Raw genomic sequence first — 25228 nt, forward strand, 5'->3', positions numbered from 1 at the left:
TTGCATAAATAATATTTATGCTTAAAAAAGTTTTTGCCAGCGCCGTTTTTGGTGTTGAGGCGTCCACAATTACTGTTGAGGTCAATGTAGATAGCGGAATTGGTTATCATTTGGTAGGTTTGCCAGATAATGCGATTAAGGAAAGTAACTTTCGTATTGCGGCAGCGCTTCAAAATAACGGTTATAAAATTCCAGGGAAGAAAATAACGATTAATATGGCACCTGCCGACTTAAGAAAAGAAGGTAGTGCTTACGATTTAACCTTGGCTATTGGAATTTTAACTGCTTCCAAGCAAATTAAAGCTGAAAATTTAGACCACTATTTAATTATGGGTGAATTGTCTTTAGATGGTAGTATTCACCCCATAAAAGGCGCTTTACCTATAGCGGTGAAGGCTAGGGAGGAAGGTTTTAAAGGATTCATACTTCCTCATTCTAATGCTAAAGAAGCTGCTATTGTTGATAATTTAGAGGTTTTTGGAGTTGATAATATCAAACAAGTTATTGATTTTTTTGACAAAGGAGAGCCGTTAGAACAAACCATTATTAATACACGTGAAGAATTCAATAAAAGTTTAAATTTTCCTGAATTTGACTTCAGCGACGTTAAAGGTCAAGAAGGCATTAAACGTTGTATGGAAATTGCAGCAGCCGGTGGCCATAATATCATTTTAATTGGTCCGCCAGGGGCAGGAAAAACCATGTTAGCCAAACGCTTGCCTAGTATTTTACCTCCAATGACGCTTCATGAAGCCTTGGAAACCACTAAAATACACTCGGTAGTAGGGCGTGTAAAAGACACCGGGTTGATGGCGCAACGGCCTTTTAGGAGTCCGCATCACACAATTTCGAACGTCGCACTTGTTGGCGGCGGAAGTTACCCACAACCTGGCGAAATTTCTTTGTCACATAACGGTGTTTTATTTCTTGATGAATTGCCAGAATTTAAACGAGAGGTTTTAGAGGTGATGCGTCAACCGCTTGAAGATCGCGAAGTCACTATTTCTAGGGCGAAATTTACGGTAACTTACCCGTCGTCGTTTATGTTGGTGGCGAGTATGAATCCGAGTCCGGGAGGATATTTTAATGATCCTAGTGCGCCAGTAACCTCTAGCCCAGCTGAAATGCAGCGGTATTTAAGTAAGGTTTCTGGACCTTTGCTTGACAGAATTGATATTCATATTGAAGTCACACCAGTCCCTTTTGAAAAACTTTCAGATGAACGAAAAAGCGAAACGTCTGTAGCTATAAGGGAACGCGTAACGAAAGCTCGAGAAATTCAAACGGAGCGTTTTTCAGATTCAGAAACCGTGCATTATAATGCTCAAATGAATACGAAGCAAATTCGTAAACATTGTGCTTTAGATGATGTTTCAAAAAACTTACTAAAAACAGCTATGGAACGCTTAAACCTTTCCGCAAGAGCGTATGATAGAATTTTAAAAGTATCTAGAACCATTGCAGATTTAGAAGGTTCTAAAGATATAAATGGCACCCATATTAGTGAAGCTATTCAGTACAGAAGCTTAGACCGTGAAGGTTGGTTGGGATAAAATAAAGAGGTCGTCTAAAAAACAAATGTTTAGACGACCTTTTTTGAATGTCTTTAAGGGTTAATGGTATTAATTAATTTGATGTTTTTTCGTAAGTTGATACGGTGTTAAGATTTAATTTATTGCCGTTTACATCTTCGTATGGTAATGAGCTTTTAAATGAGAATTCTGTAAGATCATCATTTAAGTCAAGAACAGTGTTACCTGTTAAACAGTTTGAAACAATAGTTAGTATATTGTCTTGACCTAGTTTCCATGTACCATTTGTCTCGTTCTGTACCTCGCAGTCATCAGCATTTTTACCTTGCTCAAAACTATATGCTCTATCGCTGCTAAATTCGTAAGCAGTGTCTTGTAGGCACTCATCATATTGCGAGTAAACATCTGAACTTGGATTGTCTATGTCATCATCAGTCAAGTCAATTTCTTCATCTACAACGATACTTTTCAATGTCCAGTAACCTGAAAAATCGGCTTCATATTCTGTAAGCTCACCCACTATTGGATCATTACAAATATCATCGTCATTGTCATCGCTACAGCTTACTGTTAATACACTTAGAAAAGTTAAAGTAAGGATGCTCCTTAATACTAAAATTGATTTGTTCATTGTACTTGGGTTTTTAATTTGTTATCAATAAGATGCTGGCCGATGAGAATAGTTGCGTTAATAAAATGAGTTTTTTTAGTTTTAAGGATTTGAAGAGTATAGTGTTTTGTTATTCAGTCGGTTGTGCGTTGTGTTGTATTGGATAATGAATAAAAAAGATGAGGAGATGAAGAATAATTCGTTTAATGCTTTAGTTTTGTATGTGTAATTAATTGCTTTTCGGAATCCTACTTTTGTTCAAATATTATGAAAAATTATTTTTTATTTTTTTTAGTTGTCATCATTTCTAGTTGTAATCAGTCAAAGAAAAAGCAGGCTTTAAAACCTGATGAATTAGAGACTGTAGCTATAGCGGAAATCCCTAAGTTAGATTTAGCTCATGCGAATAAGTTGGCAGAATTACCAATGCATTGCATTAATATAGAATATCCAAACCGCTTATCACAAACATTAGGAGCTGATGAAGATTTACAAACACCTCATGTATTACACCCTGCATTTTATGGTTGTTTCGATTGGCATTCTGCAGTACATGGCCATTGGAGTTTGGTGTGTTTATTAAAATCTTTTCCAAATTTAGAAAATGCCGATACTATAAAGAAGCGGCTTCTACACAATATGTCTAAAGAAAATATTCAAGCTGAAGTAGCGTATTTTAAAGGAAAGCATAATAAAAATTATGAGCGTACCTATGGCTGGGCATGGCTTTTAAAATTAGCAGAAGAACTACATAGCTGGGATGATTCCACGGCTAGAGATTTAGAAGAAAATTTAGAGCCTCTAACTCTTTTAATTGTTGAAAAATATATTGATTTTTTACCTAAATTAAATTATCCTTTACGTGTAGGAACGCACACCAACACAGCTTTCGGATTGTCTTTTGCTTACGATTATGCTACTACTGTAAATAATGAAGCTCTTAAAGGAGCTATTACTACTCGCGCTAAACACTTCTATTTGTTAGACGAAAATTGTCCAATAAGCTGGGAACCTAGCGGAAGTGATTTTTTATCTCCATGTCTTGAAGAGGCGGCATTAATGAAACGTTTGCTTTCAAAACAAGAATTTCTAACATGGATAAATAAGTTTTTACCACAATTAAAGGATAAAAATTACAAATTAGAACCAGGAAAAGTTTCAGATAGAACAGATGGTCATTTAGTGCACTTAGACGGTGTTAATTTTTCTAGAGCCTGGAATTTTTATAAGATAGCCGAAGGTTTGCCAGAGTTTAATCATTTAAAAAATATAGCTAATCACAGTATTAACTATTCGTTGCCAAGTATTTTTGAAGACAGTTATGAAGGCGGACATTGGCTAGGGAGTTTTGCTATTTATGCATTACACGCATCAGAAGAAAATTAATTATTAGTATCTTGTTATTGTTTGGGTCTACAATAATGGACGCTCTACAAAAATAATAATACATGGAAACACGCATAGACATTAATGCAGATATAGGAGAGGGAATTGGAAATGAGGCCGAACTCATGCCATACATATCTTCATGTAATATTGCTTGCGGCGGTCATGCAGGCGATTTGGAAACTATGAAAGCGGTTTCGAAATTGGCTAAAAAACATGGTGTGAAAATTGGTGCGCATCCTTCATTTCCCGATATGGAAAACTTTGGAAGAAAAGCTGTTGAAATGCCTTGCATTGCCTTGTATACGTCTATAAAAAATCAAATTAAAGATCTAATAAGCGTTTTAGATAAAGAACATTTGCGTTTGCATCATGTAAAACCACATGGTGCTTTGTATAATTTAGCAGCTGTCGATGAAAAAATAGCTCATGTCATTATAGAAGTAATGAAGAGTTTAATGTTGCGTGTTCGGCTTTATGTGCCTTACAATTCTGTGATTGCTAAATTGGCGATTGAGAATCAAATTCCAATCATGTATGAAGCTTTTGCAGATCGTAATTATAATTCAGATTTAACTTTGGTTTCAAGAACAGAAGCTAATGCGCTTATAAAAGATTCTGATACCATGTTTGATCATGTTTTTAATATGATTTCAGCTGAAAAAGTAAAAACAATTGCAGGTGAGTTTGCTAATATAAAAGCAGACACCATTTGTGTGCACGGTGATAACCCTGATGCTTATGCTTTAATTTCATCCTTAACAAAGCGCTTAAAGTCTAAAGGGATTCAAATAATTTAAAATGTCGTTTAAACTCTCATATAAATCTTTTGGAGAACAAGCAATTTTGGTAGAATGGCCAAAACAGATTTTGGAAACTATCCTTGAGGATGTTCTAGGGTTTAAAGAAAAGATTAATGTTTCTGATGTAGAAAATATTCAAGAAGTACGTTCTGCCTATCAATCACTTTTAATTGTATTCAACGATACGATTTCATTTGAAACCGAAGTGGTTGTTTTAAAAAGTATTTATAATTCAGAAGAAATTGTTTCAGAAATAAAATCTAATATTTGGCGTGTTCCAGTCTGTTATGATGATGTGTTTGGTTTGGATTTAAATGATCTGTCGGAAACTAAAAATTTGTCAAAATCTGAAATTGTAAAGCGACACACTCAAGTATTGTATACGGTTTATTTTATTGGGTTTTTACCAGGGTTTTTATATTTGGGAGGTTTAGATGAAACATTAAGCACACCTAGAAAAGCTATGCCAAGGATGGTTATTGAAAAAGGGGCTGTAGCCATTGGGGGTAACCAAACAGGGATTTACCCTTCTCAAAGTCCGGGAGGTTGGAATATTATTGGGCAAACACCCGTTGATTTTTTTAACCCAAATTTGAAACCGCCATGTTTTGCAAAATCCGGCGACCGCATTCAATTTTATGGCGTCAGTTTAAAAGAATATAACGATATCAAAATTTTGGTAGATGCAGAAGTATATCAAATAGAAAGCGAGGTACGCCATGATTAAAGTTTTAAAACACGGGTTTTATTCTACAATTCAAGATTTAGGGCGATTTGGTGTTCAAGAATTTGGTGTCCCGTATTCTGGAGCTATGGACCCTCAAGCTTTAAAATTAGCCAATGCGCTTTTAGGGAATGATGAAAATTCAGCTGTTCTTGAAATGACTATGGTTGGTGCACAGCTAGAATTTCAATGCGATACCTTTATTTGTATTTCTGGAGCCTCTATGCAGCCAAAAGTGAATAGAAAGAAAGTCCCAACTTATAAGTTGTTAAAAATAAATGCTGGTGATATTTTAAGTTTTTCGGCACCAAAAATTGGTTTTAGAACTTATTTAGCGGTAAAAGGTGGTTTTCAGGGTGAGGTGGTTTTAGGTAGTCGTAGTATGTATCTAGGTGTAACTCCAAGCGCTGTGATTAAAAATGGAGACGAATTATCCATTCATACCTACATTGATAATAATTTTAATCATCATGCAGTATTAAAAGTGAATCATGAATACTTTAATAAAACAGAATTACTGGTTAATAAAGGTCCGGAGTTTGATTTGCTGTCTAAAGCACAGCAAAAAAAATTAACTTCTTTTGAGTTTAGTATTTCTAGTCATAATAATAGAATGGCTTATCAATTGGAGGAACTACTAGAGAATTCCTTAGAAGCCATTATTACATCTCCAGTTCTACCTGGAACTGTCCAGTTAACTCCTTCTGGAAAATTAATAGTTTTAATGCGCGACTGCCAAACTACAGGTGGTTATCCTAGAGTCTTGCAATTAAAATCTAGTAGTATAGAATTGCTTTCTCAAAAGTATACTGGTCAGACATGTAATTTTAAACTGGATCATTAAATTAACTTTTCTTTTTTTTATTAAAATTTCCTTTTTACAAGTGGTTGTGAAATCTCTGGTAGTTACTGAATTATATGATGTTTTATATAATGTATTGATTAGTAGTTGTGTATAATCACGCTTAATGAATTTACGGTTTCAGTAGCTTAACAGTTTGGTTAAAAATCATTAACTATTTGGTAATATTTAGTAAGTCTAGGTTTAGATTTAGTATAAATAATATTCATTTTATTTATTTTAAATTATTTGAATTTAGTGATAATGCTTTCAAATTGAAACCTATAATTATTTTAAGGGTTAATATTTCATATATTTTAGTTAAAATAACATAAAAAAGAAACTATCTATATCTAAAATTTTAAGGGGTTTATTTATCATATCGAGATTTTTTTGCCATGATTTTTAGATTTCTGCTACAATGATTGTGATTTTAACATATTAATAACATATATTAGCAACGCTAAATTGGTGGACCAGTTTAAAAAACCAGATTGGTTTACCATAGACTAATTATTTTATTAACAAAAAAAATTAACAAATGAATTTAAAAACTAAACTAACATTAATGTTAATGATGATATTCAATATATCATTGTTTGCACAGGACGGATACCAGTTGTCCGGTACTGTAACAGATGAAAACAACACGCCTATTCCGGGTATTAATGTGATTATTGCCAAAACTACCACCGGAACGGCAACAGACTTTGATGGAGGTTTCACATTAGACGTAAAGCCAGGAGATGTGCTTCAGTTTTCTTACATCGGTTATGTTAAACAATCTATAACTGTTACAGGTCAAAAGTCTATAAACGTAGTTATGGTTGAAGACGCTAGTCAACTTGAGGAAGTTGTTGTAGTAGGATATGGAGCTCGTAAAAAGAGTGACGTTACAGGAGCTGTTTCTTCAGTAAAACAAGAAGAATTAACAGCATTTCCTGTGTTAGATGCTTCTCAAGCATTACAAGGTCGTGCTGCAGGTGTAGATGTACAATCTAATAACGGTGGTGAGCCAGGTGCTCCTATCAGTATTAAAATTAGAGGTAATACTTCTATTAATGCAAGTAGTGCTCCGCTTATCGTTGTTGATGGATTCGTAGGAGGTACAATGCCACAAGCGGGTGATATTGAGTCTATGCAAATCTTAAAAGATGCATCAGCCACTGCGATTTATGGTTCGCAAGGTGCTAATGGTGTGGTATTAGTAACAACTAAGAAAGGTAAAGTAGGTAAATTAAATATCGACTTTAACTCAACTTACCAAGTACAAAACACTTCTAATAGATTAGATTTATTAAATGCAAATGATTTTGCTGCTTACCAAAATGATATTCGTGCAAATCAAGGAAACTCTAATGCGTATCCACAAGGAGAATATGATACTGATTGGCAAGATATGATTTACAGAAATGGTAGCGTTGCAAACCATCAATTAGCTGTTTCAGGTGGTACTGAAAAAGTAAGATATTATGCATCTACAACATACTATGCTCAAGATGGTATTTTAGTAAATTCTGATTATGAAAGACTTACTTTCTTATCAAACTTAGATGCTCAAGTTACTGATAAATTAAAAGTAGGAGTGAATTTAGTAGGTGGTGCAAGCCAAAAGAGTGGTGTAAGTACACAGTCTAACGGTTCGGTAACTGTTGGTGGTGATGATGTGGTTACTTTAGCGATGCGTTTTGCTCCAGATAAAGGTGTGTATGAAGGTGATGGTTCTTTCTCGACAAATAATGCTATTGGTGACGAGGTAGATAATCCATATGCTGTTGCAACACAAAGAGATGACGATACTGAAATCGAAAACTTTAGAGCAAATTTATATGCTAGTTACGATATATTAGAAGGTTTAAACTTCAAAACTACTTTTGGTGTTAGTGATGAAAACACTTTCAGAGGAATTTATATGCCTCGTAGCTTAGAAATAACAGCTGGTACAGAGCAAGGTCGTGCTATTATGCAAAATTGGAAATCAAAGAGTATCCTAAGTGAAAACTATTTGACTTACAACAGGGAGATAGGGGAGAGTGTATTAACTTTATTAGGAGGTTACTCTTACCAAAAGAATACAAACCAAAGTTCTTATAACGAAGGTATTGGTACTATCTCAGATTCATTCTCTTACTATGGTTTATATACTGCAACTAGTTTGATTCAACCAACTTCTGGACAAATTTATACTAATGAACGTACGATTCAGTCGGTATTTGGTAGATTAAACTTTGATATCAAAGATAAGTACTTACTTACTGCAACTTTAAGACGTGATGGAGCTTCTAACTTCGCAGAGAACAAAAAATATGCAAATTTCCCATCAGCGGCCTTAGGTTGGAAAATTTCTAATGAAAACTTTTTAAAGGATAGCAACGCTATTTCTAACTTAAAGTTTAGAGCAAGTTATGGTGAAACGGGTAACCCTTCTATTGCACCATACCAATCTTTAGCAAGTGCTGAAGTTATATATGCTTCAAGTGCAGGTTCTACTGTAGCTGCGATTACACCATACCAAATGGCAAACCCAAATTTAAAATGGGAAACTTCTATTCAAACTAATTTCGGTTTAGATTTCGGATTTTTAAATAATAGAATTACGCTTTCTTTAGATTACTATAATATTGATACGGAAGATTTAATTATGGTTAATAGAGGGCAACCTGATTATTTAGGTTTCTACAACAACGAATCTTTAGTGAATGTTGGAACTATGAATAATACTGGTTTTGAAGTTTTCTTAACTTCTAATAACATTACTAACGATAACTTTACTTGGTCGACTGATTTTGTATTCTCTAAAAACGTAAATAAAGTAACGTCTTTAATTAATGGAGATGATTGGTTCGGTAATGGTGCACCTAATTACTTTAGTGTTAATGATACTTACGTGTTAAGAGAAGGAGAAGAAGTTGGACAATTCTGGGGATTTGATTATGCTGGTGTTTACCAAGGTGGAGCACTTCCTGAAGGTACTGCAGTGATTCCAGCTTCTAAAGATGGTTCTGGAAATCCAGTTCCTGGTGAGCCTCTATTTAGAGATTTAGAAGCGGATGGAGAAATCGATGATGCGGATAGAACTATGATTGGTAATCCAAATCCAGATTTTACATGGGGTTTCACAAACAACTTTACGTATAAAAACTGGGATGCAAATATCTTTTTCCAAGGGTCTCAAGGAAATGAAATCTTTAACATGACTCAAGTTCAGTTAAATAATGGTGATGCGAATACAACTTACGATTATTATAACAATGCTTGGACTCCTACAAATACTGACACTAATGAGCCACGTGTAGGTAATGCGAGTTTTAGAGAAATTTCTTCTCGTTTTGTTGAGGATGGAAGCTACGTTCGTTTAAAAAACTTAGCTATAGGATACAACTTATCTTCTCAAGTTTTAGAAAACATTGGTATTGAAAGATTAAGATTATCTGTAAGTGGTCAAAATTTATTTACATGGACAGACTACTCTGGTTTAGATCCTGAAGTAAGCTACTTTGGAGCTCAAGGTGGTACCAATGGAAATGACCAAGCAAGAAATACAACGAGAGGTTTTGATTTTGGATCTTATCCAACAGTTAGATCTTACAGTTTCAGCTTAAACTTAACATTTTAAGAATCATTTTAAAAAATTATAAATAATGAAAAATACGAAATATATAATATGGTTATTGGTAATGGGATTATCAATAATGGGATGTTCGGATTTGGAAGAGGAACCAGTTGGGTTATTATCTCCTGATGGATTCTTTAACACACCAGACGACATTCAAATTGCAGTTGATGGTGCAATGACGCATGCGATTAACGAAGAAATTTGGGGTAGAAAATTATCAGTGGCATTAATGTTACGTTCTGATATGGTTAACCTGCAATCAGGTCAAACAGTAAGGTTAGAACAGGATATGCATTCTATTTCTGGTAACAACGAAATGGTTTACGATCCATGGAGAAGAATTTATTTAGGTATTGCAGCTGCTAATAATGCCATTGCTGGTGCTGAAGATGTTGATGCAGATGATGCTTTAAAAAATCCTGTTACAGCTCAAGCTTATTTTATTAGAGCATGGTATTATTTTCACTTAGTACGTTTATTTGGTGATGTGCCTTACATTGATGAACCGATTGATGGAACAAATGCTGAATTTTATAGAAGTATTGGTTGTACACCGGAAGCTGAGGTTTATGAGAAGATTATTGCCGATTTAGAATATGCTGAGCAATGGTTGCCAGAAGCTACTGCTGCATCAGGAATTCCTTCTAATGGAGCTGCAAGTTCTTATTTAGCACTAGTATATTTAACAAGAGCAACATCAGATTTTGGTTCTGCTAACGATTTTGCTACGGCAAATACTTATGCAAAAAAGGTTATTGATAGTGGTGTTTATTCTTTAGATAATAATTTCCAAAATTTATTTGATGGTGATGAAGCTGGTAATTCTCCTGAAATGATCTTTACTTTAGATTATAATGCTGTTGAAGCTGATGATAATGCATATGATCAAGTAGCACCAATGACTGGTATTAGAGGTGATGAAGCTTGGTCTGTTGCTGTACCAAAATTAGAAGTTTATAATTCTTTTGATCCTGCTGATTACAGAACACGTGTAAGTTTTCAAACAGAAGCTACTATTACTGTAGGTGAAGATAAGTTCACTGTAGATTATACAAACTTTACAATTAGTGGTCATGAACATGCAGCTAACGTGCCATATATTGCTAAGTATACACGTTTCCCAGGACCTTTTGCTAGAGGAGATAAGCGTGCAACAAGTATCAAATACCCTATGATGCGTTATGCAGAGATTTTATTAATTGCTGCTGAGTGTGCTGTTGAGGCAGGAGATAATGCGAATGCAGTAAAGTATATTAATGAAGTGAGAGAAAGAGCTAGAAAAGGTGGGGCTACAACAAATGGAGGTTATGTGCCTGAAACAATAGCTGCTAGTGCTGTACCTGCAGATTTTTCTGGAACTGCAACTATTGCAGATGTTATTGAAGAACGTAGAATTGAATTAGCTTTTGAGTGTAAAAGATGGTATGACATCAAACGTAGAGACTTAGGTGATGTGGTATTTGGACCTTCTGGTCTTGAAGGTGCTAAGCCAGACTGGAATGCTAGTGTTGATTATGATACTCCAATTCCTCAAGATGAAATTCAGAGAAATCCTAACTTAACAAACTAAGTAAGGGTATAACTTAAATTTATAATTAAGTTTTTTAAAAGCTGGTCTATTTTAGGCCAGCTTTTTTTTTGTTTTTATATTAAGATTTTTAAAACGAAGTTTCGATCGAATTAATAATATGAGTTTTGCGTGAAATGTTGATGAGTATTTGATATGGTGAAAGTGTTTATAGGTGGATTTATACTACGCTGTAATTTGTGTATTTCAAAAATATAAAGACGAATACCTAAATAATGCAATTATAGGACATGAAGAAAGAGTACCATAAAAAGTGCAACGCACTCGCATGGTGTATTTAGGTTGTATTAGGATTTGTAGAATGTTTATTTGAAGATCTGCTTAAGCTAATTCCAAAGCAATATCAACCATATCTTTAAAGGTTGTTTCGCGTTCTAAACTAGTGGTGCGTTCCCCAGTTACTAAAGAGTCTGATATGGTTAATATAGAAAGCGCTTTCACATTGTGCTTTGCGGCAACCGTATATAAACCAGCGGTTTCCATTTCTACACAAAGCACACCGAATTTTGACCATTTTTTATAAGATTCAAAATCATCGGCATAAAATTCATCCGAACTAAAAATATTACCCGCTTTTACAGGAATATTCTTTTCTTTAGCGGCGTCTAATGCTTTTTGAAAGAGCTCGAAATTTGCTGTAGGCGCGTAGTCGGCACCATTAAAGCGCAATTCGTTTAAACCAGAATTTGAAGAAGCGGCCATAGCAAAGACAATATCTCTAATTTTGACTTCTTTTTGGTAAGACCCCGCACTACCAACGCGAATTAAGTTTTTTACACCGTAATCACTAATCAGTTCGTGTGCATATATAGATATAGATGGAATTCCCATGCCAGTGCCCATGACTGATACTTTTTTGCCTTTGTAGCTGCCGGTGTAACCAAACATATTACGCACTTTATTAAAGCAAACGGGGTTTTTTAAAAAAGTTTCAGCAATCCATTTGGCACGCAAGGGGTCTCCTGGTAATAGAATCGTTTCTGCGATGTCTCCTTGTTTTGCTTCTATATGTACGCTCATAGTCTTTCTTTTTAATAGTCAGATTTTGATGTTGTGCCATTTACAATGGCGATTCCTGAAGAAGTTCCAAGTCGTTTAACGCCTAAATTTATATATTCTAAAGCGGTTTCTGCATCGCGAATGCCTCCTGAAGCTTTTATTTTTACATCACCTTTTAGGGCGCTTTTCATGATTTTTATATCATGCGTACTTGCCCCACGGGTTCCAAATCCTGTGGATGTTTTTATAAAATCAGCTCCTGCTTTTATAGCTATTTCGCTGGCTTTTAATATTTCGGAATCATCTAAATAACAAGTCTCTAGAATAACTTTTAAAACTTTATTAGGCATGATACTTTTGATAGCTTTTATCTCTTTTTCAACAGTATCAAAAGCTTTACTTTTAAGGAAACCTACATTTATAACCATATCAATTTCATCGGCTCCATCCTTTAAAGCTTGAGCTGTTTCAGATACTTTAGTTGCAGTAGACATAGCTCCCAAAGGAAACCCGATTACTGAGCATACCTTTACTTGACTTTCAGATAATGATGCTTTTGCTAAACTTACATAGCAACTGTTAACGCAAACTGAGAAAAACTGATATTGTTTAGCTTCTTCACAGAGCTTAATAATGTCTAATGTTGATGCTGTTGCTTTAAGAAGGGTGTGGTCGATGTATTGACTAAAAGGATTCATGTCTTAACTTTTGGATGAAAAGGATTGTCATTCAAGCATTGAAATGCATAAATAGTACCTGTTATTCCAAAGGTATTAACATTTTTCTAGTTAAGCACAATTCCTGTGATAAATAGGGGGTGAAGAAATTTATTAAAGCTTATTGATTGTTGTTTCTTTAGAACTTGTATTTAGGTCGGCTCCTTCAGATTTTTTTGCTGCCGATTCTAAGTACTGCTTGTAGATTTTACTGTTTCTTTGCTGACGCGTATTATTGTTCAGACCCTTAAATGAGGTTGAAATGCCTAAGCGATCGGCGCCAACTTCTAGATATTTTACGGCCGATTCATAATCAAGAATATCGCCTGATGCTTTTATCTGAGCAGCATCTTTAATGGTTTTTTTGATGATTTTTATAGCGGTAAGTGTCGCGCCACTTTTTGAAAATCCAGTAGAAGTTTCTATAAAGTCAGCTCTAGCATCTATACAGATTTCACTAACTCTAACAATTTCATTTTTGTTTAATTCTGAAATCTCGATAATGACTTTTAATGGCGTGTCTCCTATAGCCATTTTTACATCACTGATGTCTTTTAAAACAGAAACATAGTTTTTGCTTTTTACATAACCCAAATTTACTACCATTCCAATTTCTTCAGCACCATCTTCTAAAGCTTGTTGGGCTTCATAAATTTTTGATTTTGTAGTGGAGCAGCCTAATGGAAAACCCACAACAGTCGATACTTTAATATCGGTATCTATTAAAAATTGCTTTACTAATGATACATAGGACCCGTTAACGCAAATACCAAAATAGTTATTCTCTCTAGCTTTATTGCATAGATCTATTATTTCACGTTCTGTAGTTGTTGATTCTAAGAGCGTGTAATCTAGGTGGGCATTAATGTTCATTTAGCTTATAATTAGTTTTTTAGTAATCTATTTCTTGAGGATAACAAGTTATCATAGAAATAAAAAAGCTTTTAGGGGTAAATTATAAGGCTAATCTAGGGTATAAATCAAATTAATTAATCCTTTTTATATGTATTTTAGATTAACGGTAAAGTGGATGTGTAAATCGTAGAAAACATCCTTCAAAATTTTATTATTTAAGTTTTTTTTACTAAATAATTAAGAATATGGTTGTAAAAAGTAAAAAGCAACAAGAATAATACAATAATATTCCTGTTGCTTTTGTTGTTAATTGCTTAGAATTAAGAGGGTTATGTGCTTTTTTTCTTGTTAAATTATGATTTTTTTTAGAATTCTTCTTGAACTAAATCTCCTTGATTTCTAAATACAAGTTCGTCATCAAAAGCGTCTAGCAGAATGACACTGTCTGTGGTTACTTTTCCTGCTAGAATTTCTTTACTCAAAGCATTTAATACTTCTTTCTGTATCACACGTTTTACAGGTCGTGCTCCGTATTCAGGATTATATCCTTTTTCAGCTAAATAATTAATAGCTTCTTGTGTGGCGTCAAATGTTATGCCTTGTTCACCAATCATTTTAGTGATGCCTTTAAGTTGTAAACCTACAATCTCGACAATATTTTCCTTACTTAAAGGCGTAAACATCACGGTGTCGTCAATACGATTTAAAAATTCTGGTCTAACCGTTTGTTTTAATAAGGCTAACACATCAACTTTCGCACCTTCAATGGCAGTTTCAATGTCTTTAACAGCCTCAAAACGTTCTTGAATAATTTGACTACCCATGTTAGAGGTCATGATGATAATCGTGTTTTTGAAATCAGCCACACGACCCTTATTGTCTGTTAAGTGGCCTTCATCTAAAACCTGTAATAAAATATTAAAGGTATCAGGGTGCGCTTTTTCAATCTCATCAAGAAGTACTACAGAATAAGGTTTTCGTCTTACGGCTTCAGTTAATTGTCCGCCCTCATCATAACCTACGTACCCTGGAGGTGCACCAACTAAACGACTTACGGCATGACGCTCTTGATATTCACTCATGTCAATTCTTGTCATGGCGTTTTCATCATCAAAGAGGTATTCGGCCAGAGCTTTAGCGAGTTCTGTTTTACCAACACCTGTGGTTCCTAAGAATAAAAACGTTCCGATAGGTTTATGGGGATTTTGTAATCCGGCACGGCTCCTACGCACGGCATCACTCACGGCTTCAATCGCTTCTTCTTGACCAACTACACGCTTGTGAAGTTCATCTTCCAATTTAAGAAGTTTTTCACGTTCACTTTGCAGCATCTTAGTTACTGGAATACCGGTCCATTTAGCAACCACTTCAGCAATATCATCATAAGTCACTTCCTCTTTAATTAATGAAGTTTCAGCCTGTTCTTTTAGTTTTTCTTGTAAAATTTCAAGTTGTTCTTGAGCTTCTTTTATTTTTCCGTAGCGTAACTCGGCTACTTTTCCATAATCACCTTCACGCTCAGCTCTTTCAGCTTCTAATTTAAAGTTTTCAATATCTTGCTTCGTGTTTTGGATGTTGTCAACAACTTCTTTTTCACTCTTCCATTTCGCATTTATTTCATTTCTTGATTCTTTAATATTGGCTAAATCAGCACGTAAAGACTTTAATTTTGTTTCGTCCTTTTCGCGTTTAATAGCTTCTATTTCAATTTCAAGTTGCATGATTTTACGGTCTAAAACATCCAATTCTTCAGGTTTAGAATTAATTTCCATGCGTAGTTTTGATGCAGCCTCATCCATTAAGTCGATTGCTTTGTCTGGTAAAAATCGGTTCGTAATGTATCTAGAAGATAACTCTACAGCACCAATAATTGCTTCATCTTTGATACGAACTTTATGGTGTGTTTCATATTTTTCTTTAATACCACGAAGAATTGAAATCGCACTTTCGTTGTCTGGTTCATCAACCATCACTTTTTGGAAACGACGCTCTAAGGCTTTGTCTTTTTCAAAGTATTTTTGGTATTCATCTAATGTTGTGGCTCCAATAGCGCGCAGTTCACCACGGGCTAAAGCTGGTTTTAAAATATTTGCAGCATCCATAGCGCCTTGTCCGCCACCAGCGCCCACAAGCGTGTGAATTTCGTCAATAAATAGTACGATATCACCATTACTTGTTGTTACTTCCTTGATCACGGCTTTTAAACGCTCTTCAAATTCACCTTTATATTTGGCGCCAGCAATAAGCGCACCCATATCTAAGGCGAAAATTTGTTTGTCTTTTAGGTTTTCAGGGATGTCACCATCGATAATACGATGCGCTAAACCTTCAGCAATAGCTGTTTTACCTGTACCAGGTTCACCTACTAGAATCGGGTTATTTTTTGTTCTACGTGATAAAATTTGAAGTATTCGTCTAATTTCTTCATCACGACCAATGACTGGGTCTAGTTTTCCGTCTTTGGCTAACTGATTTAAGTTTTTAGCGTATTTGTTAAGTGAATTATAAGTGTCTTCCTGACTTTGAGATGTTACATTTTCACCTTGACGTAATTCGATTATAGCAGCAGTTAGGCCTTTTTCAGTTACGCCTTGATCTTTCAACATTTGTGAAATTTTGCTGTTAGATTTTAAAACAGCAAGGATTAAATGTTCTACGGAAACATAATCATCTTTCATTTTTTTAGCGATGATTGCTGCTTCGTTTAAGGTTTTTCCAGCCTCACGAGAAAGCATCAGTTCTCCTCCTGAAACTTTCGAAAAACTTTCAACTTGCTTGTCTAAGGCTTGTTCTAAAATAGAAACATTTACATTCAATTTTTTTAATAAGAATGGTAAAACGTTTTCATCAACTTCAAAAATACCTTTGAAGATGTGTTCGTTTTCAATTTGCTGATGCCCGAAACCCTGCGCGATTTGCTGCGCTTGCTGTATGGCCTCTTGCGATTTTATGGTATAATTGTTTAAATTCATTTGATTATTATTTTTTTACATTTCCGCGAAGACGGAAATCTTAATTCTTTTTCATTTACAATCACATAATGTCAATAATCCTACCAATAGGATTTATCCGACAATATGTCGCTTATCACTAATTTTTAGCTGACTTTTTGTCTTTTTTAAACGCTTGTATTTCCATAGGGGCTTAACTTCACATTAGAAAACAATATGGTTTTTTGTGAGGTATTGCATTGTTTTTAGATTAAAGTGTTATTTTTTTATTCGAGTATATAATGTTTAGTGTGTTGAAAAGGCGTCTAATAATAGGAATATTGATATTAATATGTAAATTGTGCTGCATATTATCATGATAATATAAAAATACCAACTCTCAACCTATAAATTATGTCCTGCCCCAAAAACCTATTACCATTATTGGTATGCTTTGCCTTTTTTTTAAATGTTAATTCTCAAACGGGCCCAGGCGGCGTAGGTGATGGAGCCGCAAATTTAATGCTTTGGCTACGTGCTGATGCTGGAGTTGAATCTTCTACAGGTGTTGATGCTTTAAATGGAGAAAATGTGTCTTCCTGGCTTGATCAAAGTGGTGATAATAATGATGCTATTTCAGTTAATGCGCCTAGTTATGAAACGGCCCAACACAATGGTTATCCTGCTGTACATTTTACAAGTGTAACTAGTGAGTACATGAATATTTCTGACCATAGTAATTTGCCATCTGGTAGCAAAGACAGAACCTATATATTTGTAGGTGAAGGGTCTAATTCTGGAAGTCAAAATCTGCTTTATCATGGAAATGATGTTAATGATATTTCAACCTCTGGACAGCGAATTAATTTAACTAATAATACTAATGAAATTAGTGTCGCTGTAAATGGCCAAAGGTATGGGAGGACTTTGCCATCTTCTACAGCTTTACGTGTAGGAGCTGTTGTTTTTCCTATAGGTGGCTCAAGTTCAAATGAGTTTGTGTTTTATAATAATGGCGGGCTTGTAATTCCAGCTAGTCTAGCTGGGGTCACTCGTACTGTAAACACTAATAATATAGTTGCTTGGTTGGGTGCTAATCGTGTTCCTAGTAACTATTATAATGGCGACATGTGCGAAATTATAGTGTTTGATAGAGAAATTAATGAGGCTGAATTTATTATTATTAACAATTATGTTTCTGCTAAATACGGTACCACACTTACTGACAACGATTTATATACACAAGATGATGCTGCGAATGGAAATTGTGATCATAATGTAGCTGGTATAGGTCGTGTTGATGGCTCTAATTTGCATACCGATTCTCAGGGTACAGGTATTGTTAGAATAAATAATGCTTCTGCGCTTTCTAATGGTGATTATTTATTTTGGGGTGAAAACACTAAGGATTATTCGTTTTCTACTAATACTTCAACATATAAAGAACAGCTAAACTCTATATGGGGTGTTAATAAAATAGGTGATTTGGGTACTGTAACTGTTACTTTAGATTTATCAGGTATCGATTTGTCAGGTAAACAAAGTTGTCAAAACTTAGAATTTGTTATTGATGATGATATTGATTTTTCTTCACCTACTACGGTGTATGACTTAGGTAGTAGCCCTGGCACTACAGTTACCATAACTGGGGTAGATTTTAGTAATGGAGATTATTTTACGCTTAGGTATTTAGACCAAATTGTTTGGGATGGCACGTCGTTTTTTAATGGTTCTGGTGCAGGGAATGTTCCAAATAATACTACGGATCAATGTTTAAAATTAACAGTAAAATCTGGTGCACCTGGTACACTTTCTTCTCATGCTTATGTACGTGAAGTAGAAGTGGAATCTGGAGGGACGTTACATGTTGCTGATGGAGAGTTACTAGAAGTGGATAACCAAGTTGTTGTTGATGGTGTTATCGATTTATTAGGTGAAGCACAACTTATTCAAAACCATTCTAGTACAACATCTAACTCAGGTGCAGGCGTTTTAGTAAAAAGGCAACAAGGAACAAACAATTTGTTTAGTTATAATTATTGGAGTGCTCCAGTAAATACTGGTGGAGCTTGGCAAATTGAAAATTTAGAAGATGCCACTGGGGTAATCAATTTTAGTAGTAGCCATGATGCTGATGCAAGCACATCTCCAATAACGCTTAGTACGAGGTGGTTATACAAGTATAATGGATTGATAAATACGTATACCGCATGGCAAAAAATTACAGCAACTACTAGTTTATTTCCAGGTATTGGCTATAGTATGAAGGGGTCTGGGACTTCAGATCCTGAACAAGAATATGTGTTTAAAGGCACGCCTAACGATGGTAATTATTCTATATCTGTTACTGCTGGTAATGAGATTTTAATAGGAAATCCGTACTCTTCGGCTTTAAATGCAAATCAATTTATAGCTGACAATACTTCGGTTATAGAAGGGACTTTATATTTCTGGGAACAGGCAACAACAAATAATAGTCATTATCTAGTTAAATATATAGGTGGATATGCCACTTACAATTCATTAATGGGAACCGCCGCTGCAACAGCTGATATGTCGGGGCTTACTAGTGGGACTAGTTTTGCTGCAAAAGGGGCACCTACGGGTAATATTGCTGTAGCCCAAGGTTTCTTTGTGCCTATTGACAATACAGGGAATATTGTTTTCAATAACCAACAAAGAATATTTGCTAAAGAATCAGATGCATCAGATGCGCCTATATTCTATAAAAACACAAATAGTAAATCAGCAAAAACATCTAATAGTACCGATCTAAGACCAAAAATGTGGTTATCTTTTACAGATCCTAATCATTTTCAAAGCTTTTTAGGGTTAGGGTACGACTCTGAAAACGGAACTACTGGATATGATAAAGGGTATGATGGTAAATTATACGAAGAGAAAGATAATGAGATGTATTGGGTATTAAATGATGAAAAATTAGTCATTCAAGCTTTATCTAATATTAACATTGAAGATGAGTTACCAGTCACTATTAAAGTAACGGATGGTGGTTTATATAAATTTGCTATTAGTAAAATGGAAAATGTTCCGGAAGATTTAAACGTTTTCTTGAAAGATAATTACACGAACTCTTATTATAATTTAAAAGATGAGACTGCGGAATTGTTTTTACAAAAAAACAGCTACGAAGATCAATATGTTATTGCATTTCAGGAAAACAATAGTTTAGCAACAGAGGAGTACGAAAACCAAAACCTGTCAGTTTTTTATGATACCAAGACGAAAGACTTAGTTATAAATAATACCAATGTTTTAAATGATGTGCAATCTATATCCATTTATAATTCTGTTGGTCAAGAAGTGTTGAAGCTTAAAACTTTCGATTCTAATAGAATAGATATATCTAAATTTAATGATGGTTTCTACATTCTTAATGTAAATACAAAAAACAATAAAAACACTGCTAAGTTTTTAAAATATTAGAGGCCTTCAGCGTTTTAATATTAGTGAAATAACTTTCGTATAATTTGTAAGATTAGCGAAATGAATTATAACTTAATTATAAAAAAGTATCCTAAATGTATATTTTTAGCTGCCGTTTTCTAGATGTAAGATTTATATAAGTTAACGACTTACTGTGAAATTAGAAAATAATATTCAAATTTTCGCTTACGCGGAATTTTTTAAAACGATTGATTATGAGTTTATTAAATAAATTATTCGGGTCATCTGAAGGGAAAGAGAAAAAGGAAGAAAAGGTTTTACCATGGATTCCTTTAGTAAATGTGTCACAGTTAGATGAGATCGAGGAAAAATCTAAAACAAAGACACAGGTTATATTTAAACATTCTACAACCTGTGGAATTAGTAGGATGTCGATGAAGCAATTTGTTTCTGCATATGGTTTAACCGAGGACGATTTAGATTTATACTATCTAGATTTATTAAATTATAGAGAAGTGTCTAACGAAACAGGTTACAAGTTTCAGGTGCGTCATGAATCACCACAGCTGTTAGTGATTAAAAATGGGGAAGTGGTGGCTCATGAATCTCATGGCGCGATTAGCAGTGTTGATTTAGGAGCTTTTGTCTAATTCATAGGAACTATGGCCGCAGAATCTCAATATATTTTTGTTTACGGAACCTTGTTAAAGGATGTAGATAATAATAAGTCTAAATTCTTGGCTATGTATTCTGAGTTAGTTGGTAGCGGTTATTTTCATGGTAAGCTGTATCGCATTTCTTGGTTCCCGGGGGCTGTTGAAAGTAAAAACGACACTGATAAGGTCTACGGTTCCCTTTTTAAGATTTACGATTTTGATATTGTTTTTAAGGCATTAGACGCCTATGAAGGTATTGATATGAATTCCCGTGAACCTAATTTGTTTGAAAGAAGCGTAGTACCAATATATATTGAAGATGGTTCTGTGGTGAAGGCTTGGGTATATTTTTATAACCATAGCGTTGAAGACCTAGAGCAAATTGTCTCTGGTGATTTTCTTAAAAATTGTGGGAAATAAAAAGACTGTCTGTAAAGTAAATACTTCGTCAACCTGAACTTGATTCACTGCTTTGAATCTTCGATTTCAGGTTCTCTTAAAGATAAGACATCAATACGATCAGATTCTGAAACACCTTCAGAATAAAGTGCAAAAAAAGGCTATTCAGTAATTTATGAATAGCCTTTTTTTAATATGATTTATGCCTGTTTAAAACACAAAATCTATTTTTTCTTCTTGTAAACAGGAAGTAGTTTTGTAGAAACTTCTCCAAAACCAATTCTAGTGCCGTCTTTTTCACAGTGTCCACGCATGATAACGGTATCATTATCATTAATGTATTTTCTAGTACTGCCGTCTTTCATTTTTAATGGTTTTTCGCCATTTTTAGTGAGTTCTAACATAGAGCCAAAACTGTCTTCCGAAGGGCCAGAAATAGTTCCACTACCCATCATATCACCTGAATTAATAGGGCAACCGTTAATGGTGTGGTGTGCTAACTGCTGTACCATATTCCAATACATATATTTGAAATTGGATTTACTAACTACAGTTTCTTTAGCACCTTTAGGTTGAATCGCCACTTCTAAATTAATATCGTAACTCTTCTTTCCTTCGTATTTTAAATAATCTAATTGTGGCTTAATAGGTTTCGGACTCTCAACACGGTAAGGTTCCAAGGCATCCAAAGTGACAATCCATGGTGATATTGAAGAAGCGAAGTTCTTTGCTAAAAATGGTCCTAATGGAATGTATTCCCACTTTTGAATGTCTCTAGCGCTCCAATCGTTGAATAAAACCAATCCGAAAATATATTCTTCAGCTTCCTTCGTTGGAATCGATTCACCTAAATCGTTGGCATCTGTTGTGATAAAAGCCATTTCTAATTCAAAATCTACCGAATTACTCGCAGCTAAAATAGGTTGGTCAGAGCCTTCTGGTAGTATTTGTCCTTTGGGTCTGTGTACAGGAATCCCAGACGGAATGATAGAAGAACTTCTACCGTGATATCCAATAGGAATATGTAGCCAGTTTGGTAATAACGCATGATCTTGATCTCTAAACATTAAACCTACGTTCGTAGCGTGCTCCATGCTTGAGTAAAAATCGGTGTAATCGCCAATTTGAACAGGCAATTGCATTTCAATCTCATCCAATCTAAAAAGAATGGTTTCCTTATGTTTCGAGTTGTTTTTAAGCGTGTCATTTTCAGCATCAAAAACTTCAGCAATTCTGTTTCTTACAGCACGCCATGTTTTTCTGCCGTCGGCAATAAAATCATTTAAAGAATCTTGTAGAAAGATATCATCGGTTAAAGGGATATCACTAAAATATCCTAATTGATGTAAAGCCCCTAAATCTATTGCGGTATCACCAATTCGGGTACCTATAGTAATGATGTCGTCGCGTGTTAAAAACACACCAAACGGAATATTCTGAATTGGGAAATCGGAATTTTTATCTACGTGTAACCACGATTTTCTATCTGGGTTGTTAGCTGTTAATGGCATAACCTAATTTTTTAAATGTTATTGTATTCTTATCAAACCTACACATTTTTTTTATTTTAAAAGGAAAAATTGAATAAAATATAAGTAAGCTTTAACAGTTAATAAGATGTTTAAAAACTTACAAGTAAATCTATGTTTTTTAATGCTTTTAACTATCTATTTGCTATTTTTGCCGAACATTTAATCAGAATATAATTTTATGCAACGCGACGAACAAATTTTTGAACTTATTCAAGCTGAAAAAGAACGCCAATTACATGGTTTAGAACTTATTGCATCAGAAAACTTTGTAAGCCCACAAGTGATGGAAGCTGCAGGATCTGTGCTAACTAACAAATACGCCGAAGGGTATCCTGGAAAGCGTTATTATGGAGGTTGTGAAGTTGTTGATGAAGTAGAACAAATTGCAATAGATCGTGCTAAGGCACTATTCGGAGCGGCATATGTAAATGTGCAACCGCACTCTGGAAGTCAAGCAAACACAGCCGTTTATCACGCTTGTTTAAATCCAGGTGATAAGATATTAGGTTTCGATTTATCTCACGGTGGTCACCTAACTCACGGTTCGCCAGTAAACTTTTCTGGTAAACTTTATAACCCTGTGTTTTACGGTGTAGAACAAGAAACAGGTGTTTTAAACTATGATAAAATTCAAGAGATTGCAACTAAAGAGCAGCCAAAATTAATTATTGCTGGTGCTTCTGCTTACTCTCGTGATATCGATTTTAAACGTTTTAGAGTGATTGCTGATAGCGTTGGTGCTATTTTAATGGCAGATATTTCACACCCTGCAGGACTTATTGCTAAAGGTATTTTAAATGATCCTTTACCACACTGTCATATTGTAACAACAACAACGCACAAGACTTTAAGAGGTCCTAGAGGTGGAATGATTATGATGGGGCAAGATTTTGATAACCCTTTCGGAATTACACTTAAAAACGGAAACTTACGTAAAATGTCTTCTTTATTAGATTCTGCGGTTTTCCCAGGAAATCAAGGTGGACCATTAGAGCACATCATCGCTGCTAAAGCAATTGCTTTTGGTGAAGCTTTAACAGACGATTTTTTACACTACCAATTACAAGTGAAGCAAAATGCTGCAACTCTTGCTGATGGTTTAGTGGCTAAAGATTATAAAATCATTTCAGACGGAACAGATAACCACTGTATGTTGATTGATTTACGTAATAAAAACTTATCTGGTAAAGATGCTGAACAAGCTTTAGTAAAAGCTGATATTACCGTAAACAAAAACATGGTGCCTTTTGATGATAAGTCACCATTTGTAACTTCAGGTATTCGATTAGGAACTGCTGCAGTAACATCACGTGGTTTAAAAGAAGAAGACATGAAAGTTATTGTTGAATTAATTGATGAAGTGATCACCAATTTTGAAGATGAAGCGGTTTTAGAAGCTGTAAAAGTAAAGGTAAATGACATGATGAAGGATCAGCCTTTATTCGTGTAATGCACTTTAAAATATAATAATAGAGCTTGAATATTTTTTGAGCTGATAATAAAAAATCCTGCGTGAAGCAGGATTTTTTTGTTTTACAAAGTGTGCGTCTTTTTCATTGTGAACTGATATATATCATGTTTTTAACGAAAAGCCTATCGTAAATTTGCGATAAGCAATAAGAAGTAGTCTGTGATGCAAAGAAGTTTAGAATCCATAGTGTACGAAGATGAAACAGTGAGCTTAGCGAAATTCGCTAAAGCTTTAAGTCACCCTACGCGATTGGCTATTTTGAAACATTTAGAAAATCAATCGTGTTGTTTTACTGGTGATTTAGTTGAAGTTTTTCCCTTGGCTCAATCTACAATTTCTCAGCATCTTAAGGAGTTAAAGAATGCTGGCCTTATTCAAGGTGAATTAAAACCTCCTAAAATAAAATATTGTATTAATAAAGAAAATTGGAGTCTTGCTCAAATGTTGTTTAAGCAATTTTTCGATTAATATATTTTAATAACATTATCGCTTATTGGCGATTAACAAATTTTAAAATCATGAGTAAATCAATTAAAATATTAGGCACTGGTTGTCCAAAATGTCAAACTATGACAGGTGTCGTAAAAACCGTAGTTCAAGAGAATAATATTGATGCAACCATAGAGAAAGTTGAAGACATCATGGAAATTATGAAGTTCAATGTCATGTCAACACCAGCATTGGTTATAGATGACGTGGTTACAATTAAAGGGAGAGTGCCTTCAAAAACTGAAGTATTAGAACTTTTAAATTAAAATAATCATGCATTATAAAATTCAAGCTTCTTCGGTATCGAAGCAGGATGCTGAAATTGATATTAAAGAGTCAAAAATTAAATTTGGTACCACATCAAAAACTGCTGACATTTTACCAAACCCAGCAGAATTGTTTCTTGGAGCGTTTGCGGCTTGTATGTTAAAAAATGTAGAACGTTTTTCTTCAATGATGAAATTTAGTTATACCAAGGCAGCACTTGAAGTGAGTGCTAAACGGCTGGAAAATCCGCCAAGAATGGATGATATTATTTACAATTTAGTCATTCACAGTAGTGATGAGAAACTGAATACAGACCTCTTAAAAAAGAATCTTGAGAAACATGGTACCATATACAATACAGTGAAATTATCTTCATCGATTTCTGGACAAGTAAATAAATTATAAA

The 25228-nt window shown here is 34.5% G+C and carries 20 protein-coding genes; 14 read left to right on the forward strand and 6 right to left on the reverse strand.

All coding sequences use genetic code 11. The annotated features are described in order from the left end of the window. Window positions 1-17: 17 nt before the first annotated feature. The gene (locus tag Q4566_RS01480) at window positions 18-1553 is read left to right on the forward strand and encodes a YifB family Mg chelatase-like AAA ATPase (protein WP_303417534.1); all 1536 of its coding nucleotides are present in this window, start codon (window positions 18-20) and stop codon (window positions 1551-1553) included. A 73-nt stretch (window positions 1554-1626) separates the two neighbouring features. Here the strand turns inward: Q4566_RS01480 and Q4566_RS01485 are convergent, their stop codons facing one another. Beyond that, entirely contained in the window at window positions 1627-2163 is a 537-nt protein-coding gene (locus Q4566_RS01485; RefSeq protein ID WP_303417535.1) for a DUF5004 domain-containing protein, read from the reverse strand. A 246-nt stretch (window positions 2164-2409) separates the two neighbouring features. Here Q4566_RS01485 and Q4566_RS01490 point away from each other — a divergent pair, with 246 nt between their 5' ends. The 6 genes from Q4566_RS01490 to Q4566_RS01515 all read left to right on the forward strand — a co-directional run bounded on the left by Q4566_RS01490 (window position 2410) and on the right by Q4566_RS01515 (window position 11082). Next, window positions 2410-3528, forward strand: coding sequence for a DUF2891 domain-containing protein (locus Q4566_RS01490; RefSeq protein WP_303417538.1), 1119 nt, complete (start codon window positions 2410-2412; stop codon window positions 3526-3528). 62 nt (window positions 3529-3590) lie between these two features. Beyond that, entirely contained in the window at window positions 3591-4328 is a 738-nt protein-coding gene (gene pxpA, locus Q4566_RS01495; RefSeq protein ID WP_303417540.1) for a 5-oxoprolinase subunit PxpA, read from the forward strand. A 1-nt stretch (window position 4329) separates the two neighbouring features. Next, on the forward strand, window positions 4330-5058 hold the full coding sequence (pxpB, locus tag Q4566_RS01500; RefSeq protein ID WP_303417542.1) for a 5-oxoprolinase subunit PxpB: 729 nt from the start codon (window positions 4330-4332) through the stop codon (window positions 5056-5058). Beyond that, window positions 5051-5899 (forward strand): biotin-dependent carboxyltransferase family protein, encoded by an 849-nt coding sequence (locus tag Q4566_RS01505; protein ID WP_303417544.1) that lies wholly within the window; start codon window positions 5051-5053, stop codon window positions 5897-5899. The genes pxpB and Q4566_RS01505 overlap by 8 nt, the downstream gene beginning before the upstream one ends. 538 nt (window positions 5900-6437) lie before the next feature. Continuing rightward, a complete protein-coding gene (locus tag Q4566_RS01510) occupies window positions 6438-9512 on the forward strand; it encodes a TonB-dependent receptor (RefSeq protein ID WP_303417546.1) in 3075 nt (1024 codons plus the stop codon). A gap of 25 nt (window positions 9513-9537) precedes the next feature. Beyond that, window positions 9538-11082, forward strand: coding sequence for a RagB/SusD family nutrient uptake outer membrane protein (locus tag Q4566_RS01515; RefSeq protein ID WP_303417549.1), 1545 nt, complete (start codon window positions 9538-9540; stop codon window positions 11080-11082). Window positions 11083-11421: 339 nt separating this feature from the next. Here the strand turns inward: Q4566_RS01515 and deoD are convergent, their stop codons facing one another. The 4 genes from deoD to clpB all read right to left on the reverse strand — a co-directional run bounded on the left by deoD (window position 11422) and on the right by clpB (window position 16642). Continuing rightward, window positions 11422-12120: a purine-nucleoside phosphorylase gene (deoD, locus tag Q4566_RS01520; protein WP_303417551.1), complete on the reverse strand. Its 699-nt coding sequence runs from the start codon at window positions 12118-12120 to the stop codon at window positions 11422-11424. 11 nt (window positions 12121-12131) lie between these two features. Beyond that, entirely contained in the window at window positions 12132-12797 is a 666-nt protein-coding gene (gene deoC / locus Q4566_RS01525) for a deoxyribose-phosphate aldolase (protein ID WP_303417553.1), read from the reverse strand. Between the two features lie 132 nt (window positions 12798-12929). Then, on the reverse strand, window positions 12930-13688 hold the full coding sequence (gene deoC, locus Q4566_RS01530; RefSeq protein ID WP_303417556.1) for a deoxyribose-phosphate aldolase: 759 nt from the start codon (window positions 13686-13688) through the stop codon (window positions 12930-12932). 347 nt (window positions 13689-14035) lie between these two features. Next, window positions 14036-16642: an ATP-dependent chaperone ClpB gene (gene clpB, locus Q4566_RS01535; RefSeq protein ID WP_303417558.1), complete on the reverse strand. Its 2607-nt coding sequence runs from the start codon at window positions 16640-16642 to the stop codon at window positions 14036-14038. Between the two features lie 372 nt (window positions 16643-17014). On the opposite strand from clpB, the gene Q4566_RS01540 reads away from it, so the two are divergent. The 3 genes from Q4566_RS01540 to Q4566_RS01550 all read left to right on the forward strand — a co-directional run bounded on the left by Q4566_RS01540 (window position 17015) and on the right by Q4566_RS01550 (window position 21084). Further along, window positions 17015-20047: a T9SS type A sorting domain-containing protein gene (locus tag Q4566_RS01540; RefSeq protein ID WP_303417559.1), complete on the forward strand. Its 3033-nt coding sequence runs from the start codon at window positions 17015-17017 to the stop codon at window positions 20045-20047. Window positions 20048-20262: 215 nt separating this feature from the next. Further along, window positions 20263-20658 (forward strand): bacillithiol system redox-active protein YtxJ, encoded by a 396-nt coding sequence (gene ytxJ / locus Q4566_RS01545; RefSeq protein ID WP_303417560.1) that lies wholly within the window; start codon window positions 20263-20265, stop codon window positions 20656-20658. A 12-nt stretch (window positions 20659-20670) separates the two neighbouring features. Then, the gene (locus Q4566_RS01550; RefSeq protein ID WP_303417561.1) at window positions 20671-21084 is read left to right on the forward strand and encodes a gamma-glutamylcyclotransferase; all 414 of its coding nucleotides are present in this window, start codon (window positions 20671-20673) and stop codon (window positions 21082-21084) included. A 203-nt stretch (window positions 21085-21287) separates the two neighbouring features. Here the strand turns inward: Q4566_RS01550 and fahA are convergent, their stop codons facing one another. Continuing rightward, on the reverse strand, window positions 21288-22574 hold the full coding sequence (fahA, locus tag Q4566_RS01555) for a fumarylacetoacetase (protein ID WP_303417562.1): 1287 nt from the start codon (window positions 22572-22574) through the stop codon (window positions 21288-21290). A gap of 199 nt (window positions 22575-22773) precedes the next feature. On the opposite strand from fahA, the gene glyA reads away from it, so the two are divergent. The 4 genes from glyA to Q4566_RS01575 all read left to right on the forward strand — a co-directional run bounded on the left by glyA (window position 22774) and on the right by Q4566_RS01575 (window position 25227). Then, window positions 22774-24045, forward strand: a complete 1272-nt coding sequence (glyA, locus tag Q4566_RS01560) for a serine hydroxymethyltransferase (RefSeq protein WP_303417564.1) — start codon at window positions 22774-22776, stop codon at window positions 24043-24045. Window positions 24046-24228: 183 nt separating this feature from the next. Further along, the gene (locus tag Q4566_RS01565; RefSeq protein ID WP_303418117.1) at window positions 24229-24534 is read left to right on the forward strand and encodes a helix-turn-helix transcriptional regulator; all 306 of its coding nucleotides are present in this window, start codon (window positions 24229-24231) and stop codon (window positions 24532-24534) included. A gap of 50 nt (window positions 24535-24584) precedes the next feature. Then, the gene (locus Q4566_RS01570) at window positions 24585-24821 is read left to right on the forward strand and encodes a thioredoxin family protein (protein WP_303417566.1); all 237 of its coding nucleotides are present in this window, start codon (window positions 24585-24587) and stop codon (window positions 24819-24821) included. Window positions 24822-24828: 7 nt separating this feature from the next. Then, window positions 24829-25227: an OsmC family protein gene (locus tag Q4566_RS01575; RefSeq protein WP_303417568.1), complete on the forward strand. Its 399-nt coding sequence runs from the start codon at window positions 24829-24831 to the stop codon at window positions 25225-25227. Window position 25228 lies beyond the last annotated feature (1 nt).

The sequence above is a fragment of the Tamlana sp. 2_MG-2023 genome (assembly GCF_030548465.1).
Taxonomy (GTDB): domain Bacteria; phylum Bacteroidota; class Bacteroidia; order Flavobacteriales; family Flavobacteriaceae; genus Pseudotamlana.

What these genes read in the sequence shown, in the direction of transcription:
- Q4566_RS01480 (WP_303417534.1), top strand. Translation starts at nt 18, where the DNA reads ATGCTTAAAAAAGTTTTTGCCAGCGCCGTTTTTGGTGTTGAGGCGTCC.
- Q4566_RS01485 (WP_303417535.1), bottom strand. Translation starts at nt 2,163, where the DNA reads ATGAACAAATCAATTTTAGTATTAAGGAGCATCCTTACTTTAACTTTT.
- Q4566_RS01490 (WP_303417538.1), top strand. Translation starts at nt 2,410, where the DNA reads ATGAAAAATTATTTTTTATTTTTTTTAGTTGTCATCATTTCTAGTTGT.
- pxpA (WP_303417540.1), top strand. Translation starts at nt 3,591, where the DNA reads ATGGAAACACGCATAGACATTAATGCAGATATAGGAGAGGGAATTGGA.
- pxpB (WP_303417542.1), top strand. Translation starts at nt 4,330, where the DNA reads ATGTCGTTTAAACTCTCATATAAATCTTTTGGAGAACAAGCAATTTTG.
- Q4566_RS01505 (WP_303417544.1), top strand. Translation starts at nt 5,051, where the DNA reads ATGATTAAAGTTTTAAAACACGGGTTTTATTCTACAATTCAAGATTTA.
- Q4566_RS01510 (WP_303417546.1), top strand. Translation starts at nt 6,438, where the DNA reads ATGAATTTAAAAACTAAACTAACATTAATGTTAATGATGATATTCAAT.
- Q4566_RS01515 (WP_303417549.1), top strand. Translation starts at nt 9,538, where the DNA reads ATGAAAAATACGAAATATATAATATGGTTATTGGTAATGGGATTATCA.
- deoD (WP_303417551.1), bottom strand. Translation starts at nt 12,120, where the DNA reads ATGAGCGTACATATAGAAGCAAAACAAGGAGACATCGCAGAAACGATT.
- deoC (WP_303417553.1), bottom strand. Translation starts at nt 12,797, where the DNA reads ATGAATCCTTTTAGTCAATACATCGACCACACCCTTCTTAAAGCAACA.
- deoC (WP_303417556.1), bottom strand. Translation starts at nt 13,688, where the DNA reads ATGAACATTAATGCCCACCTAGATTACACGCTCTTAGAATCAACAACT.
- clpB (WP_303417558.1), bottom strand. Translation starts at nt 16,642, where the DNA reads ATGAATTTAAACAATTATACCATAAAATCGCAAGAGGCCATACAGCAA.
- Q4566_RS01540 (WP_303417559.1), top strand. Translation starts at nt 17,015, where the DNA reads ATGTCCTGCCCCAAAAACCTATTACCATTATTGGTATGCTTTGCCTTT.
- ytxJ (WP_303417560.1), top strand. Translation starts at nt 20,263, where the DNA reads ATGAGTTTATTAAATAAATTATTCGGGTCATCTGAAGGGAAAGAGAAA.
- Q4566_RS01550 (WP_303417561.1), top strand. Translation starts at nt 20,671, where the DNA reads ATGGCCGCAGAATCTCAATATATTTTTGTTTACGGAACCTTGTTAAAG.
- fahA (WP_303417562.1), bottom strand. Translation starts at nt 22,574, where the DNA reads ATGCCATTAACAGCTAACAACCCAGATAGAAAATCGTGGTTACACGTA.
- glyA (WP_303417564.1), top strand. Translation starts at nt 22,774, where the DNA reads ATGCAACGCGACGAACAAATTTTTGAACTTATTCAAGCTGAAAAAGAA.
- Q4566_RS01565 (WP_303418117.1), top strand. Translation starts at nt 24,229, where the DNA reads ATGCAAAGAAGTTTAGAATCCATAGTGTACGAAGATGAAACAGTGAGC.
- Q4566_RS01570 (WP_303417566.1), top strand. Translation starts at nt 24,585, where the DNA reads ATGAGTAAATCAATTAAAATATTAGGCACTGGTTGTCCAAAATGTCAA.
- Q4566_RS01575 (WP_303417568.1), top strand. Translation starts at nt 24,829, where the DNA reads ATGCATTATAAAATTCAAGCTTCTTCGGTATCGAAGCAGGATGCTGAA.